Origin of the sequence: Paraburkholderia sp. D15 (assembly GCF_029910215.1) — a bacterium.
GTDB lineage: Bacteria > Pseudomonadota > Gammaproteobacteria > Burkholderiales > Burkholderiaceae > Paraburkholderia.
In genome coordinates this window covers 3,494,293-3,508,880 of sequence record NZ_CP110395.1, presented here as the reverse complement: position 1 = coordinate 3,508,880, position 14,588 = coordinate 3,494,293, and the positions used below count along the sequence as shown (strand labels likewise).

Sequence of the window (14,588 nt, the reverse complement as noted above, 5' to 3'; positions counted from 1 at the left end):
CGTTGCTATGATGGAGTCACTGTTCCTCGGAGCGGCAATCATGGCGATCAGAGACTTGATGAACGGCGAACGGCAACACGCTGCATTCGCCGAAGCGCGGAAGCTGGCCGACAGCGGCGCGTATCACGATTACACGGACATTGAACAGGTCTTGCGCTTTGATTACGGTTTGTCCGATGTTTCGGCATTGCTCGATAGTCAGCCGATGCATCGCGATCTGAACCGCCGTTGTGCCGATGCACGCGAGCGATTGGCGTTGCTCAGCGTGTGAGGCCGGCGGCGGGGCGCGCAAGCGCGTCGCGAAGTCGCGGGTACGACTCGCGTGATCGACAGATTCGCTGGGCTCAGTGAATCACGAGCCCGTTGAATTGCGCATTGCCCACACCTGCCGCGATATTCACGCCGACGTTTCCACTCATGCCGGCCAGCGCGCCGGCGCCGAGTTCCGCCGACGCACCGCCGTCGAGTCGCGCGACGGCATGCACATTCTGCTGCGTCGTGATCCCGGCATGCGATGTCGAGACCAACGCGATTTCATTCGATTGCGCATTCAGCGCACCGGCGGCGAGATTGACGCCGAGGTTGCCGCTTGCACCGCGCAACGCATCCATACCCACTACCGCCGGCAACGCTCCAACTCGCGCGTTGCCGCCGACATCCTGCACGTTCGATAACGTCGCGGAACCGAATACGGTTGCGTTGTCATCGTTGTTTAGCGCCGCGGAGGTGTCCGCCATCGCGGATGCCGCGCCCGAGCCTGCCGCGACCCAAATCAATGCAATGGACAGCGAACGGATTTTCATGAGTGCCTCCCAGGCGTGTGCGTCATGCACGGATAGTTTTGATATCGACCGGCGCGCCGGGAAGTTGAGGCGAGTGTTTGTGCTGAGTTTTTCGTTGGTCGTGGCATACGGTTGTTTGAAGCGTCGCGAGGTCGCATCGATATAAATACGACCGCGCGGGTAGGGACTGCTGTTGCAATGGACTCGCACTTCTCTTCGCGGGAAGTGTTCGACAAGGCTAATTTCGACGTTTCACTTGAACAGGAATTGCGAAATGAAAGTTCATCCATTCGGCAGTCAAGCGGCTTATCCCGCGCATGTGGAGGTGGCTCGAGGCAATGGTGCACCGTCCGGGATGCCGCCTTCGGAACGCTCACCTGCCAGTCGCGAAGCAGCGGACAACGGCGCGATGATTCATGGCAACGGCGAACACGGCCCGGCGACATCGAATACGCGTGTTACCGGTGAAGGTGCGGGCCAGCAGACCTATGCGATGCTGAAGAACTGGACGGGCGCGGGTACTGCGTCGGAGCAGACACACATGCGTGCCGATCAGGCAACGCGCGGCGTGTACCGGGGCGACAACGGCCAGGCGTTTATCAAGCAAGGCGATCAAACCTATCCGGTCAGATATGACAAGGACAACGGGACCTGGCGCGTTCACAGCCCGGAGAATCCGACGAAATACGCGTATCCGGTGAGACAGGATGAAAGCGGTAACTGGCACACGCACAGCGAGGTCGGGTTGAAGGGCGGCGGTGGACAGAAACCCGCCAAGGCCGAGATAAGCGGTGGCCCGCGGCAGATCGTGGAGCAGCGAATTCAGCAACTGCAAGGCCAATTGCAGCAGGCAGAGGCGCGAGCGCGGGAACAACTTGATCGGCAGCGCGATTTTCCGAACCAGATCCATGGCCTATCGCCTCAGGAGACGGAACGGCGGTGGCAGGAATTGAACGCGCACAGTTATGAGATCTTCCAGCGGCCCATCGATCTGCGGCAGGAAATAGCTCAGCGACAAGCCGAACTGCAGCAGATGGATTAGTGGTCGCGTCAACGCAGGGGCAGTCTCGTCATGTGGTCGCGAGGCCTGTCCAGGATAGCCGGATTCGTGGTCGGCGGTGGCGTCGACGTGCCATTCGGGAAGTGTTGTTCCTGCAGGCCTCGACCGTCAGGCAATACGGATTTCGATTTTCACTTGAAGGGGAGTGCTGAAATGAAACTGCAGTCAGTCGACAGCTATCAGCCAGGGCTTGTTCAGACGCATGGGGTTTCTCATGTAGAGGGGCGTCCTTCTCGCGGTGAGCCGTCCAGTTCCACCTTTTTCCATGCAGGCCACGGCGACCAGGCGCCGGCGACGTTCAGCCCAAGGACGAATGGTGAGATCGCAGGTCAGCATGCCTTTGATTCGCTGGGCGGCATGCTGACGGGTTACGCAGTTACGCCCGGCGGTCCATTGCGCGACGACCCGTCGACTCGCGGCGTGTTTCGCGGCGATGACGGACAGGCTTACCTCAGACAAGGCGATCAGACGTACCCGGCGCGCTATGACAAGGACAACGGCACTTGGCGCATACACACCCCGGACAATCCGGCGAAATACGCATACCCCGTCAAGCAGGACGAGAGCGGCAACTGGCGCGCGCATGGTGATGTGGGCTTGCCCGGCGGTTTTAGAGGGGCGCCGCCGGCGGGTATCGGATGGGGGCAGCATGCGGTTCTTCAATTGCAGCAGCAGGTGCAGCATTTGCAAAACCAGCAGGCGCAGCTACAGCAGGAGCATCAGAATCTGCACAGTCAGCTACAGCAGTTTCCCGGCCCGCAGCATGCGAATCGCTCGCCTGCGGAGTTGGCGCAGCTTCAAGGCATGCTGCAATCGCAGCTCGGCAATGTGACTAATCAGCTGCAAGCCGTGAATCAACAGATCCAGCAGGCGAACCAGCAATTGGTGCAGTTGCAGAACGAACTGCAGCATTAGGAGTGGGAGCACGAGATGCCGGGGAGGGCGATGAGGTCAGCTTCCCGGCAGACACCGGTAGACAGTGGATCGAGGAGATCAACTGCGGCATCGGAACGATTCGGATGGGTCTGCCGTAGAGCAACGGCGGGAACGGGAACGGGTACGCGGACAACAGGAATTTGGCGGAGGCGGTGAGATTCGAACTCACGGAAAGATTGCTCCTTCGCCGGTTTTCAAGACCGGTGCCTTAAACCACTCGGCCACACCTCCAAGCCCTAAATTGTAACCTGAAAATATCCCGCCGCGACACCCGTCCGAACCTCAAACGCCACCCATCACTGCGGATCTTTCAGAAACAGCTCCTGTAGATCGTTCAGGAACGCCTGACCGAGCGGCGTCGGCGCGATCTTTTCGTGGTCGCGCGTGATCAGCTTGCGTCGTTCCGCTTCCTGCAACGCCGGCTCGATCGACGTCATCGACAACCCCGTCCGCTCGATGAAGCGATGCACCGGAAACCCTTCCACCAGTCGCAGCGCATTCAGCATGAATTCGAACGGCAGATCGCGCGGCGAAACTTCGTGCTCTTCCTGCACCGCCGTGCCGGCCTTCGCCTGTTCGATGAAGGTCGACGGATGTTTGTAGCGCACCTGGCGCAGCACCCGGTTCGGAAACGACAGCTTGGTATGCGCGCCCGCGCCGATGCCGAGATAGTCGCCGAAGCGCCAGTAATTCAGATTGTGTTTGCTCTGCCGATGCGGCTGCGCATACGCCGACACTTCGTAACGGCCGTAACCGGCGGCGCTGGTGCGCTCGTGAATCCAGTCCTGCATGTCGGCGGAGGCGTCGTCGTCGGGCAGCGCGGGCGGAAACTTCGCGAACAGCGTGTTCGGTTCGAGCGTCAGGTGGTACAGCGACAGATGCGGCGGCGCGAACGACAACGCCGTGTCGATATCGGCCTGGCATTCGGCGAGCGTCTGTCCCGGCAACGCGAACATCAGGTCGAGATTGAAGTTGTCGAACGTGTTGGCGGCGACTTCGACCGCATGCCGTGCCTGCGACGCGTCGTGAATCCGGCCGAGCGCCTTCAGATGCGCTTCGTTGAAACTCTGAATTCCCACCGACAGCCGGTTCACGCCGCTCGCGCGAAACTGCGCGAACTTGTCGGCTTCGAACGTGCCGGGGTTCGCTTCGAGCGTGATTTCGGCATCCGCGTCGAGCGGCAGCAGCGCGCGGATGTCCGACAGCATCCGGTCGAGTCCCGCCGCCGACAACAGACTCGGCGTCCCGCCGCCGATGAACACCGTATGCACCTGCCGCCCCCACACCAACGGTAGCGCCAGTTCGAGATCGGCGCGCAACGCGTCGAGATAATCGTTCTCGGGGAACGCGTCGCCCTTCCATTCGTGCGAGTTGAAATCGCAATACGGACACTTGCGCACGCACCATGGGAAGTGCACGTACAGCGCCAACGGCGGCAGCGACGTCAAACGGATGCTGCCCGGCGACGTGAACGCCTTGATCACGCCGTTGCCGATGTCGGCGGGCGCCGGCTTGATCGGAATCACGCTTCCTCCGTCAGACGCGCGAGCAATTGCCGCAACGCGATCGCGCGATGGCTGGCCGCGTTCTTCACCGCCGGTTCGAGCTGCGCGGCGGTCGCGTTCAGCGCGGGCAGGAAGAAGTACGGGTCGTAGCCGAAGCCGTGCTCGCCGCGCGGCGCGTCGAGCATCTCGCCATGCCAGCGGCCTTCGGCGATCAGCGGTTCGGGATCGTCTGCGTGACGCACCAGCGCCAGCACGCAGAAGTAGTACGCGCGACGATCGGTTTCACCGCGCAACGCTTCGACGAGGCGCGCGTTGTTCGCGGCGTCGCTTTTCTCGCCGCCGGCCAGTTGCGCGTAGCGCGCCGAATAGACGCCGGGCGCGCCGCGCAGCGCGCGCACACACAGACCCGAATCGTCGGCGAGCGCGGGCAGGCCGGTCAGCTTCGCCGCGTGGCGCGCCTTGGTCAGCGCGTTCTCGACGAAGGTCGGATACGGCTCTTCCGCCTCGGGCACATTCAGCGCGCCTTGCGGAATCAGTTCGATGCCGGCCGCGCCGAACAGCGCCGCGAACTCGCGCAGCTTGCCCGCGTTATTCGACGCCAGCACCACCTTCTTCAACGACGATGCCGGCGCCAGCCCACCTTCGTCCGGAGGCAACTCATTCACTCTTCTGCTCCAGCGCTTCCTTCTGTTTCGCGACCAGCGTGTTGATGCCGTCGCTCGCCAGATCGAGCAGCGCATTCATTTCGTCGCGCGAGAACGGCACGCCTTCGGCGGTGCCCTGAATTTCGACGAAACCACCCGCGCCGGTCATCACCACGTTCATGTCGGTATCGCACTGCGAGTCTTCGTCGTAGTCGAGATCGAGGACCGGCAGGCCGTCGTACACGCCGACCGAAATCGCGGCGACATAGTCGGTGATCGGCGAGCTCTCGATGCGGCCGGTGGCGAGCAGTTTCGCCACCGCGTCATGCGCGGCGACGAACGCGCCGGTGATGCTCGCGGTGCGCGTGCCGCCGTCGGCCTGGATCACGTCGCAATCGATGTGCAGCGTGCGCGCGCCGAGTTTCTCGAGATCGAACACCGAGCGCAGCGCGCGGCCGATCAGCCGCTGGATTTCCTGAGTGCGGCCGGTCTGTTTGCCGCGCGCCGCTTCGCGGTCGCTGCGCGTGTGCGTGGCACGCGGCAGCATGCCGTACTCGGCGGTCAGCCAGCCCTGGCCACGATCGCGCAGGAACGACGGCACGGATTCGGCGATGCTCGCGGTGCAGATGACCTTGGTGTCGCCGAATTCGACGAGCACCGAGCCCTCCGCATGCTTCGTGTAGTGACGCGTGATGCGCACGTCGCGCAGCTGATTTGCCTGACGGCCGCTGGGGCGTTGGGTCTGATTGCTCATGTCGGGATCGGTATGGAGAAAAGCAGGAGGGAAACGGCGATTTTACCGCCGAACGTGTGACGCGGTTCGCGGCTTGTCGCGTGATCCTTGTGCGATCGCCGCGCGATCGCCGTGAGGTTGCCGCGCGATCGCCGCATGATTGTCGCGAACACCGCTGCACGTATCGGCTTGCGCGAGTCGCCGGCCGGTATCGCGGCAGGCGACTCGGGGCGGCCCTTTCGCCAAAAATGGGATAATGCCGGTTTCCCGCCCCGCGTCTCGTACACGCCGGGCGCTTCGACTCTCCGGCCATCGTCGAGCGCATGGCCACAATCGCGAGAACTACGATGATCTACAGCATGACTGGCTATGCGAGCGCCACGCGCGAACTCGTCGCGGCCTCGGGCACCGGCGGCGTGAGCGTATCGGTCGAACTGCGCACCGTGAACTCGCGCTTTCTCGATCTGAACTTCCGCATGCCGGAAGACGTGCGCGTCTGCGAACCGACGCTGCGCGAAATGCTGATGAACAAACTGTCGCGCGGCAAGGTGGATATCCGTATCAACCTGCAGCGCAGCGAGCAGACCGCCAACGCGGGTTCGATCAACCGCGACGCGCTGGCGCAACTCGCGCTGCTCGAACGCACGGTGCTCTCCACGTTCCCCGAAGCGGGCCGTCTGCGCACGGGTGAAATTCTGCGCTGGCCGGGCGTGCTCGCCGAAACCGGCATCGCGCCCGAGACACTGCGCGATGCGGTGCTCGCGTGCGGCAAGCAGGCAATCACCGATCTGATCGACGTGCGCGGCCGGGAAGGCGCGCAACTCGCGACCATGCTGATCGCCAACGTCACCGAGATGGAAGCGATCGTCACGAAAATTACGCCGCTGGTGCCGGAGCTGATCGCCAAGCATCAGCAGAAGATCGTCGAGCGGCTGCAGGAAGCGCTCGGCATCGCCGCGCCGGATGCGGCCGCGACGATCGTGTCGCGCGAAGAGATCAACGAGCGGATTCGCCAGGAAGTGACGATGTACGGCATCCGCATCGACATCGCGGAAGAGCTGTCGCGCCTTACCGCGCATCTGAACGAAACGCGCCACGTGATCCAGAAAGGCGGCAAGGTCGGCAAGCGCCTCGACTTCATGATGCAGGAACTGAATCGCGAGGCGAACACGCTCGGCTCGAAGGCGGCCGCGAAGGAACTCGCGGACTCGTCGATGACGCTGAAGCTGCTCATCGAACAGATGCGCGAGCAAGTACAGAATCTGGAATAAAGCGGGAGCAACACGAACATGACCGACCACACACGCGAAAGCGGCGCAGCGCGCCATCCTTATGCCGGCACTTATCCGGGCAACCTGTTCATGGTGGTGGCGCCGTCGGGCGCGGGCAAATCCACGCTCGTGAACGCGCTGCTCGCCGGTGACGACGCGATCCGTCTGTCGATCTCGTACACCACGCGCCCGCCGCGTCCGAAAGAGCAGGACGGCGAGCACTACCACTTCACGACCGTCGACGATTTCATGGCGCGTCACGACACCGGCGAGTTTCTCGAGAGCGCGGAAGTGCATGGCAACTACTACGGCACCTCGCGCGTCTGGATCGAGGAGCAGATGAAAAGCGGCCATGACGTGCTGCTCGAAATCGACTGGCAGGGCGCGCAGCAGGTGAAGAAGCAGTTTCGCAACGCGGTCGAGATCTTCATTCTGCCGCCATCGCTCGAAGCGCTCGAAGAGCGTCTGAAGAAACGCGGTCAGGACGAACCGAACGTGATCACGCGACGGCTACTTGCAGCCGGTGGCGAGATGGCGCACGCGGCCGAAGCGGAGTACGTGGTGATCAACGAGAACTTCGATCGCGCGCTCAGCGAATTGCAGTGCCTGGTGGCCGCGACGCGCTCGCGCTTCGCGTCGCAATATGCACGCCACACGCAGCTTTTCGTGCAGCTCGGCATCCACCTGCCGCACGCGTGAGCGCGGTGGTGCACCGAGCACATAAGGTAGAATAAGCAACATATCGAGAAGGAACCCAAACATGGCCCGCATTACCGTCGAAGACTGCCTGAAACAGATCCCGAATCGTTTCGAACTCGCGCTCGCCGCGACCTATCGCGCGCGTCAGCTCGCTCAAGGCCACACGCCGAAGATCGAAAGCCGCGACAAGCCCACGGTCGTCGCGCTGCGCGAAATCGCTGCCGGCCAGGTTGGCGTCGAAATGCTGAAGAAGGTGCCTGTTTAACGCAGGTTTTTCGGTTTTCGTCCGGCGCGCTTTTGCTCATTCCGGCACGCGCCTGCAGCATCGGCTTCATCCTGCTTCATTTTGTATTTGCCGCACCCGCATCACGCATCAGCTTCATTGGCTTCAAGTCATAGCATCAACGTGCAGACCGGCGTCCAACCCAAACCGCTACGGAGGCGATCATGAGTACCACACCGCCCACCGCCACGGAAGCGGAACACGACGCCGACTCGCCCTCATCCGCACGCAAATACATCGACGCGGTCCTCGAACAGTCGTTTCGCCATCTGTTCGGACCGACCGCCACGCCGGAGCAGCCGCGCCGGCATGACGTCGTCTCCATCGCCAAACTGACGTCCGCGCTGTCCGGCTATCTGCAGCCGGAAGAAATCAAGGACATCAAGGCGGCGTTCCATTTCAGCGACGAAGCTCACCTCGGCCAGTACCGGCAGAGCGGTGAGCCGTACATCACGCATCCGGTCGCCGTCGCGGAAATCTGCGCCGGCTGGAATCTCGACGCGCAGTCGATCATGGCCGCGCTCCTGCATGACGTGATGGAAGACCAGGGCGTGACCAAGGCCGAACTCGCCGAGCGGTTCGGCGCGAAGGTCGCGGAACTGGTCGATGGGTTGTCGAAACTCGACAAGATGGAGTTTCGCAATCGCGAGGAAGCGCAGGCGGAAAACTTCCGCAAGATGCTGCTCGCCATGGCGCGCGACGTCCGCGTCATTCTGGTCAAGCTCGCCGACCGGCTGCACAACATGCGCACGCTGGGCGCGGTGCCGCCGGAAAAGCGCCGCCGGGTCGCGCGCGAAACGCTGGACATCTACGCGCCGATCGCGCATCGGCTCGGTCTGAACAATACCTATCGCGAGCTGCAGGACCTGAGCTTCGCGAACTTCAACCCGCACCGTTACGCCACGCTCGAAAAAGCCGTCAAGGCGGCGCGCGGTAACCGGCGCGAGGTGGTGGGCAAGATTCTGGAGTCGGTGCAGCGCGCGATTGCCGACGCGAAGCTCGACGCCGAGGTCACCGGCCGCGAGAAAACCATCTTCAGTATCTACAAGAAGATGCGCGACAAGCAGTTGTCGTTCTCGCAGGTGCTGGACGTATACGGTTTCCGCGTGGTGGTCGACAGCGCGCTGGAGTGCTACACCTGCATCGGCGCGCTGCATGCGCTGTACAAGCCGGTGCCGGGCAAGTTCAAGGACTACATCGCGATTCCGAAGGTCAACGGCTATCAGTCGTTGCACACCACGCTGGTCGGCCCGTTCGGCGCGCCGATCGAGTTTCAGGTGCGTACGCGCAAGATGCACGAAATCGCCGAGGCCGGCGTGGCCGCGCACTGGCTGTACAAGAACGGCGGCGCGGATCTGAACGACGTGCAGAAGCGCGCGCATCAGTGGCTGAAGTCGCTGCTCGACATTCAGAGCGAAGCGGGCGATTCAAGCGAATTCCTCGAGCACGTGAAGATCGATCTGTTCCCGGATGCGGTCTACGTGTTCACGCCGAAGTCGAAGATCATGGCGCTGCCACGCGGCGCCACCGCGCTCGACTTCGCGTATTCGATCCACAGCGACCTGGGCAACCAGTGCGTCGCGGTGAAGATCAACAACGAACTGCTGCCGCTGCGTACCGAGTTGAAGAGCGGCGACATCGTCGAAGTCATTACGGCGCCGTACTCGAAGCCGAATCCGGCGTGGCTCGGTTTCGTCCGCTCCGGCAAGGCGCGTTCGGCGATCCGGCATTATCTGAAGACCATGCGTCTGAACGAGTCGGTGCAGCTCGGCGAGCGTCTCGTCGATCAGGCGCTGAAGGGCTACGGGTTTGCGCTGTCGGACGTGACGCCGGAAGCCTGGGAAAAACTGGTCCAGTGGACCGGCAACAAGAATCGCCAGGAGATTTTCGCGGACATCGGCCTCGGCCGGCGTGTCGCGGCGGTCATGGCCAAGCGCATCGAAGTGCTGATGAGCGGCCGCGATGCCGACGACGACGGTTCGCGCGCGCATTCCGATCTGCCGCATGCGCCGCCGGTGGTCATCACGGGCACCGAGGGTATGTCGGTGCAACTGTCCGCGTGCTGCCGGCCGATTCCGGGCGACGACATCATGGGCTATATCGGCATCGGTCTCGGGATGGCGATCCATACCACCGACTGCCGCGTCGCGCAGCGCATCCACAAGCGCGATCCGGGCCGCTGGATCGACGTCGCGTGGGCGCCGCAGCCTGGCCGTCTGTTCGATGTCGCGGTGAAGGTGCTGGTCAAGAACACGAAGGGCGTATTTGCGCGCGTCGCGGCGGATATCACGTCGGCGGACGCGAACATCGTCCACATCGCGATGGACGAAGATCTGTCGCAGGAATCCACGGTGTTGCGTTTCGTGATTCAAGTCAGCGATCGCGTGCACCTGGCCAACGTGATGCGCCGTGTGCGGACCAATCCGGACGTCATGCGTATTGCGCGCGAGCGGCCGAGCGAGGAAGGGCATCATCGGCACGACGGCGGCATGCGTATCGACCGCGAGCGGGCGGATTACTGAGTTCGCTGTGTTGTACGATTTGTTTGGGCTGAAGGCGCGCTGCGGCGCGCCTTTTTGCATTCTGCGGGCGCGTCCGTTTAAGCCGGTTCAATGTCCGCGCGCTATTTGCACTTCGCCTGAACGCCTCGGTTGCCGGCGAGTCTCACCTGTTCGTCAGGGAGAACGCACATGAAAGTAGCCGACCTTACCGGTTTCGCGCTCGACTATTGGGTTGCCCGCAGCCTGCACGACTTCGTGCGCGAAATCTACTTTACCGATAGTGGCGAAACCGTTGCGATCCGCGGTAACGATCGTGGGCGACCATGGGACGGGCGATTTACGCCTTCCGCGTCGTGGGAGGCCGCGGCTGTCGTGCTGGAGCGAGCGCAGCGGCTTGAGGTGTGTGAGCGAACCGCAGCGGGGGCTGCGTATTGTGTTGCGGATTTCGAGGGCGCTCATCGGACCGTGGAGGGGCGGGGCGAGTCGCTGCGCGAGGCCTTGCTGCGAGCGTTCGTCGAAAGCCGGTTCGGCGAGAGCGTGAACGACGTGTTGCGCGAGGCGCAAACGCTCGCCGGCATGCAAGCGCGGCCGTTTGGCGGGGACGTAGCGGAGGGGAGTTCGTTCGCCGATGTGCCGAGCCCGGATGGGCAGATCGGCGATATTCAGTCGGCTCCGCGATAGCGGGGCGAGACGGCTTTTGCCCGGTGGTGACCGGGCAGCGCGATCAGGTAGGGCTGTCGTCTCTTTGCGTCGGATGAAGCATGACGACCGGCTTGGCCTCGGCCGTCGCTTAAATTTTGTCGAACACAAATCGCCGAGTAAAAAACAAAGGGCCTTCCGATTGGAAGGCCCTCTATAGGTGGTGCGGCTGGCAGGATTCGAACCCACGACCCCTTGGTTCGTAGCCAAGTACTCTATCCAACTGAGCTACAGCCGCACGCTAAAACGGGTGACGCATTATTACTGCAATGAAACCGGGGTAAAACATGAGGGCCTCCCCGGAGGGAGGCCCTCGAATAAGTGGTGCGGCTGGCAGGATTCGAACCCACGACCCCTTGGTTCGTAGCCAAGTACTCTATCCAACTGAGCTACAGCCGCACGCAGAAACGAGATTATAGCAAAGGTTTTGAAAAATGGAAGCGTGTCACGATGATTTGTCACACGGTCCCGATCGTGTACCCTTGATGGGCAGTCGATTGCTGCAGTCAACGGATGATCATGAACAAGGCCTTTGTCAAAGAGTCGAGTGAAGAGAACGACGACGACCTCGACGTCGCCCAGCCCGATGTCCCTGCTGGTACCAAGAACTACATCACGCCCGCCGGCTATCGGCGCATGCGTGACGAACTGCTGCAATTGATCGACGTCGAACGGCCCGAGGTGGTCAAGCTCGTGTCCTGGGCGGCATCGAATGGAGATCGCTCGGAAAACGGCGATTACATCTATGGCAAGCGTCGGCTGCGTGAGATCGACCGGCGAATCCGCTTTCTGACCAAACGACTCGATCTGGCGGAAGTAGTCGACAGCAGCAAGCAGGAGAACGTCGATCAGGTGTTCTTCGGCGCAACGGTGAGCTATGCGACCGAAGATGGCGAGGACCACACCGTCACGGTGGTCGGCATCGACGAGGTCGATCTCGATATCGGTCATGTGAGCTGGATTTCGCCGATTGCGCGCGCGCTACTCAAGGCAAAGGTCGGCGATACGGTCACGCTGTACACGCCGGCTGGCCCACAAGCGATCGACATACTCGACGTTAAGTATCCGCCGCCGGATCTCGGTGGCTAGAAGCGCTTGGAGGGAGCGCTTGCGCTTTACGCAATAAAGCTGAGGCGGCGCTGTGCAACGCATGCACGCGCGGCCTTTTCTCCAGCGCCCAGATATTCGCGGCAGCGGCCGGGCATAAGGAAGGCACATAAAAAAAGGCGCCGCGAACGGCGCCTTCGATACGGCTGGAGTGGCTTGCCGCTTTAGAAGCGGTGACGCAGACCAGCGGTCACAGCGACTTGCTTGTTGTTGCCCGAAGCAGCCAGACCATTGATGTCGGCGTCGACGATCGCGCCGTCGTTGACTTGCTGGTATTCGCCTTGCAGGTACACATCGGTACGCTTGGACAGCGCGTACGCGGTTTGCAGATTGAACTGGTTCCAGTGCGGACGCGTACCAGCCAGGCTTGCCTTCGTGTACGTGTACGAACCCGCAACGCTGACTGCCGGCGTCAGCGCATAGCGAGCGTTCGCTTCGAAGTTCTGGAAGTGAGCGCTGCCGCCGCCGAAGCCGCCGACGCCTGCCGATTGACCCGACGCGCCTGCGCCGATGCCAGCCAGACCCGACAGATTCGTTTGCGAGTACACCAGGCCGACGGTTGCCGGGCCGAACGCGTAGTTCGCACCCGCGCCCCACGTTTGCTGACGGCCAGCAAAGAACGTGTTGTCGCTCGACACTGCGCCGCCCGAATTGAACGCGGCTTGTGCGCCGGTCGCGCCGTTGCTGTTCAGTTGCAGGTATGCAGCAGCGAGGTTCAGGCCGCCCCAGTTGTACGACGCGCCAGCGCTGTAAGCACGGTTGTTCGCGAAGCCGTCAGCCTGGTTCGAGAACCCATACAACGCGCCGAACTTGAAGCCACCGTAGTTCGCGCTTTGGTACTTGACCGAGTTGTTCACGCGGAACGAGTTGTTCAGGTTGTCGTTGTCGAACGGGTGCGCGAACTGCGTGCCGCCGTATTGCGTGCCGGTCAGGGCCAGCGGAGCGACGTAGTCGACCATGCTGTCATATTGACGGCCGAGGGTCACAGCGCCGAACTGGTCGCTTGCCAGACCCACGAAAGCCTGACGGCCGAATTCGCGGCCGCCTTGCTTCAGCGTGCCGTCATTGATGCCGAAACCGTTTTCCAACGTGAAGATGGCCTTCAGACCGCCACCGAGGTCTTCCGCACCGCGCAGGCCCCAACGGCTGCCATTCACCGAACCGCTGGTTTCTTGCCAGTTGCTATGGCCATGCTGGTTGTTCGTATAAGTGATGCCGGCGTCGATCAAGCCGTACAGCGTCACGCTGCTTTGAGCTTGTGCAGCCGTTGCAAAAACGCCCGTGAGGGCAGCGACCATGAGTGTCTTCTTCATCATCTTGTAACTCCGAGAGCGAGAGTGGGTGTTGAACCCAGGCTTTAGGGAGACCCCCACGCGGGCGCTGCGAGAGGCGTGATCCGTGTGAGATGCGCGTAAAGCAGAACCGCGCTGGTTTCCGGTTAGGCAGAGTGTAGAGAGACAGCTTGCGAGATGGACGTTCCGATTTGCGCAATAAAGTATTACGTGATCAGAAACGATACGCGAACGCGGTTAAAGCCTTGCCAATAAAGGCTTCTAGCGATATTCGGGAAGATGGGTGATGGCGCGGGCGGGTTCGGCGTTGCTGATTTACTACAGTAATTGACCAAAAAAACAACAACGACAGGATGTAAAAATTGATTGTTGTCGCGAATGAAATAGATGATTGTTAATTGTGTGAATAATCGTATGAATCTTAACCGCTATACTGAAATTTCTGCTTTTCGAAGCAGACTTTTTCGTTGACGAAAAAGATCTCCAAACCTTTGTCGGCGCGACTTTCCAGTCGCGCTTTTTTTATGGGCGTCGACAAGGCCAGTTGGCGGCTAGCCGATCAGCGCGCGGGCGCGAGGCCCTCGGCGGTGCGCCAGTCGGAAGACGCCGGCACGCTCCAGTCTTCCATCACGTAGCGGCGTGCGTCCATGGGAGAGGCCAGCAGGTTTTGCCAGTGATCGCCATGCCATACAGGTTCGAACTGGAGAGCGGAGTCTTCTGTTTCCGCGGATGCTTCGGATCGACCTGCTTGCGTCTGTGTCGACGATCGCGTGAGCCACGAAATGATGCGGCGAAGTTCACTAAACAGCATGACAATCTCCCAATACGCATTACGACAACTTCTGATCCCATGATGCTGATGCGATTGCACGCTATCAACTCGGAAAAACACTTACTAAAAACATAATTTGTTACAGATTTGCAGCTTTGCAAGAAATAATTTCCTCTATCTCGCATACCTCCGTCATTGATAAGTAATAATGACGCGAAATTTATTCAGACGATATCGAGATATGCGATAAACATTGCCGATTTGTTATGTGCGACGCTTAGCGTGTTGCGCGCTAAACGAATAT

Annotated in this window: 14 protein-coding genes and 3 tRNA genes; 9 read left to right on the top strand and 8 right to left on the bottom strand. The window is 61.3% G+C overall.

What is annotated here, in order from left to right; genetic code table 11:
- Positions 1–40 precede the first annotated feature (40 nt).
- Positions 41–271, top strand: coding sequence for a hypothetical protein (locus LFL96_RS15160; RefSeq protein WP_280996022.1), 231 nt, complete (start codon positions 41–43; stop codon positions 269–271).
- A 73-nt stretch (positions 272–344) separates the two neighbouring features.
- Here the strand turns inward: LFL96_RS15160 and LFL96_RS15155 are convergent, their stop codons facing one another.
- Positions 345–803, bottom strand: a complete 459-nt coding sequence (locus tag LFL96_RS15155) for a hypothetical protein (RefSeq protein WP_280996021.1) — start codon at positions 801–803, stop codon at positions 345–347.
- A gap of 253 nt (positions 804–1,056) precedes the next feature.
- Here LFL96_RS15155 and LFL96_RS15150 point away from each other — a divergent pair, with 253 nt between their 5' ends.
- The gene (locus tag LFL96_RS15150; protein ID WP_280996020.1) at positions 1,057–1,824 is read left to right on the top strand and encodes a DUF6543 domain-containing protein; all 768 of its coding nucleotides are present in this window, start codon (positions 1,057–1,059) and stop codon (positions 1,822–1,824) included.
- Positions 1,825–1,995: 171 nt separating this feature from the next.
- Entirely contained in the window at positions 1,996–2,757 is a 762-nt protein-coding gene (locus LFL96_RS15145; RefSeq protein ID WP_280996019.1) for a DUF6543 domain-containing protein, read from the top strand.
- A gap of 162 nt (positions 2,758–2,919) precedes the next feature.
- Here the strand turns inward: LFL96_RS15145 and LFL96_RS15140 are convergent.
- The 4 genes from LFL96_RS15140 to rph all read right to left on the bottom strand — a co-directional run bounded on the left by LFL96_RS15140 (position 2,920) and on the right by rph (position 5,681).
- Positions 2,920–3,009 (bottom strand) — tRNA-Ser (locus LFL96_RS15140).
- A 65-nt stretch (positions 3,010–3,074) separates the two neighbouring features.
- The gene (hemW, locus tag LFL96_RS15135; RefSeq protein ID WP_280996018.1) at positions 3,075–4,304 is read right to left on the bottom strand and encodes a radical SAM family heme chaperone HemW; all 1,230 of its coding nucleotides are present in this window, start codon (positions 4,302–4,304) and stop codon (positions 3,075–3,077) included.
- Complete coding sequence (gene rdgB / locus LFL96_RS15130) at positions 4,301–4,948, bottom strand: RdgB/HAM1 family non-canonical purine NTP pyrophosphatase (protein WP_280996017.1); 648 nt, start codon at positions 4,946–4,948, stop codon at positions 4,301–4,303. The genes hemW and rdgB overlap by 4 nt, the downstream gene beginning before the upstream one ends.
- A complete protein-coding gene (rph, locus tag LFL96_RS15125) occupies positions 4,941–5,681 on the bottom strand; it encodes a ribonuclease PH (RefSeq protein ID WP_280996016.1) in 741 nt (246 codons plus the stop codon). Before rph ends, rdgB begins: the two co-directional genes overlap by 8 nt.
- Before the next feature lie 326 nt (positions 5,682–6,007).
- On the opposite strand from rph, the gene LFL96_RS15120 reads away from it, so the two are divergent.
- From LFL96_RS15120 to LFL96_RS15100, 5 genes are all read left to right on the top strand, one after another.
- A complete protein-coding gene (locus LFL96_RS15120; protein ID WP_280996015.1) occupies positions 6,008–6,931 on the top strand; it encodes a YicC/YloC family endoribonuclease in 924 nt (307 codons plus the stop codon).
- Between the two features lie 18 nt (positions 6,932–6,949).
- Entirely contained in the window at positions 6,950–7,630 is a 681-nt protein-coding gene (gene gmk / locus LFL96_RS15115) for a guanylate kinase (RefSeq protein ID WP_280996014.1), read from the top strand.
- Positions 7,631–7,691: 61 nt separating this feature from the next.
- Positions 7,692–7,895 carry a DNA-directed RNA polymerase subunit omega gene (gene rpoZ, locus LFL96_RS15110; RefSeq protein WP_006025620.1) on the top strand — a complete coding sequence of 68 codons (204 nt, stop codon included), beginning with the start codon at positions 7,692–7,694 and terminating at the stop codon, positions 7,893–7,895.
- 182 nt (positions 7,896–8,077) lie between these two features.
- On the top strand, positions 8,078–10,435 hold the full coding sequence (locus LFL96_RS15105; protein WP_280996013.1) for a bifunctional (p)ppGpp synthetase/guanosine-3',5'-bis(diphosphate) 3'-pyrophosphohydrolase: 2,358 nt from the start codon (positions 8,078–8,080) through the stop codon (positions 10,433–10,435).
- Positions 10,436–10,603: 168 nt separating this feature from the next.
- The gene (locus LFL96_RS15100) at positions 10,604–11,095 is read left to right on the top strand and encodes a phage protein NinX family protein (RefSeq protein ID WP_280996012.1); all 492 of its coding nucleotides are present in this window, start codon (positions 10,604–10,606) and stop codon (positions 11,093–11,095) included.
- Between the two features lie 179 nt (positions 11,096–11,274).
- On the opposite strand, the gene LFL96_RS15095 is transcribed toward LFL96_RS15100, so the two are convergent.
- Positions 11,275–11,351, bottom strand: a tRNA-Arg gene (locus LFL96_RS15095).
- Positions 11,352–11,435: 84 nt separating this feature from the next.
- A tRNA-Arg gene (locus tag LFL96_RS15090) sits at positions 11,436–11,512 on the bottom strand.
- Positions 11,513–11,632: 120 nt separating this feature from the next.
- On the opposite strand from LFL96_RS15090, the gene greB reads away from it, so the two are divergent.
- The gene (gene greB, locus LFL96_RS15085; protein WP_280996011.1) at positions 11,633–12,202 is read left to right on the top strand and encodes a transcription elongation factor GreB; all 570 of its coding nucleotides are present in this window, start codon (positions 11,633–11,635) and stop codon (positions 12,200–12,202) included.
- Between the two features lie 182 nt (positions 12,203–12,384).
- Here greB and LFL96_RS15080 read toward each other — a convergent pair whose 3' ends face one another.
- Positions 12,385–13,533, bottom strand: a complete 1,149-nt coding sequence (locus LFL96_RS15080; RefSeq protein WP_281000769.1) for a porin — start codon at positions 13,531–13,533, stop codon at positions 12,385–12,387.
- Positions 13,534–14,588: the final 1,055 nt, after the last annotated feature.

Coding starts and splice junctions, on each gene's coding strand:
- LFL96_RS15105 (WP_280996013.1), top strand. CDS start 8,078: ATGAGTACCACACCGCCCACCGCCACGGAAGCGGAACACGACGCCGAC.
- LFL96_RS15145 (WP_280996019.1), top strand. CDS start 1,996: ATGAAACTGCAGTCAGTCGACAGCTATCAGCCAGGGCTTGTTCAGACG.
- rpoZ (WP_006025620.1), top strand. CDS start 7,692: ATGGCCCGCATTACCGTCGAAGACTGCCTGAAACAGATCCCGAATCGT.
- LFL96_RS15150 (WP_280996020.1), top strand. CDS start 1,057: ATGAAAGTTCATCCATTCGGCAGTCAAGCGGCTTATCCCGCGCATGTG.
- gmk (WP_280996014.1), top strand. CDS start 6,950: ATGACCGACCACACACGCGAAAGCGGCGCAGCGCGCCATCCTTATGCC.
- rph (WP_280996016.1), bottom strand. CDS start 5,681: ATGAGCAATCAGACCCAACGCCCCAGCGGCCGTCAGGCAAATCAGCTG.
- LFL96_RS15080 (WP_281000769.1), bottom strand. CDS start 13,533: ATGAAGAAGACACTCATGGTCGCTGCCCTCACGGGCGTTTTTGCAACG.
- LFL96_RS15100 (WP_280996012.1), top strand. CDS start 10,604: ATGAAAGTAGCCGACCTTACCGGTTTCGCGCTCGACTATTGGGTTGCC.
- LFL96_RS15160 (WP_280996022.1), top strand. CDS start 41: ATGGCGATCAGAGACTTGATGAACGGCGAACGGCAACACGCTGCATTC.
- LFL96_RS15120 (WP_280996015.1), top strand. CDS start 6,008: ATGATCTACAGCATGACTGGCTATGCGAGCGCCACGCGCGAACTCGTC.
- greB (WP_280996011.1), top strand. CDS start 11,633: ATGAACAAGGCCTTTGTCAAAGAGTCGAGTGAAGAGAACGACGACGAC.
- LFL96_RS15155 (WP_280996021.1), bottom strand. CDS start 803: ATGAAAATCCGTTCGCTGTCCATTGCATTGATTTGGGTCGCGGCAGGC.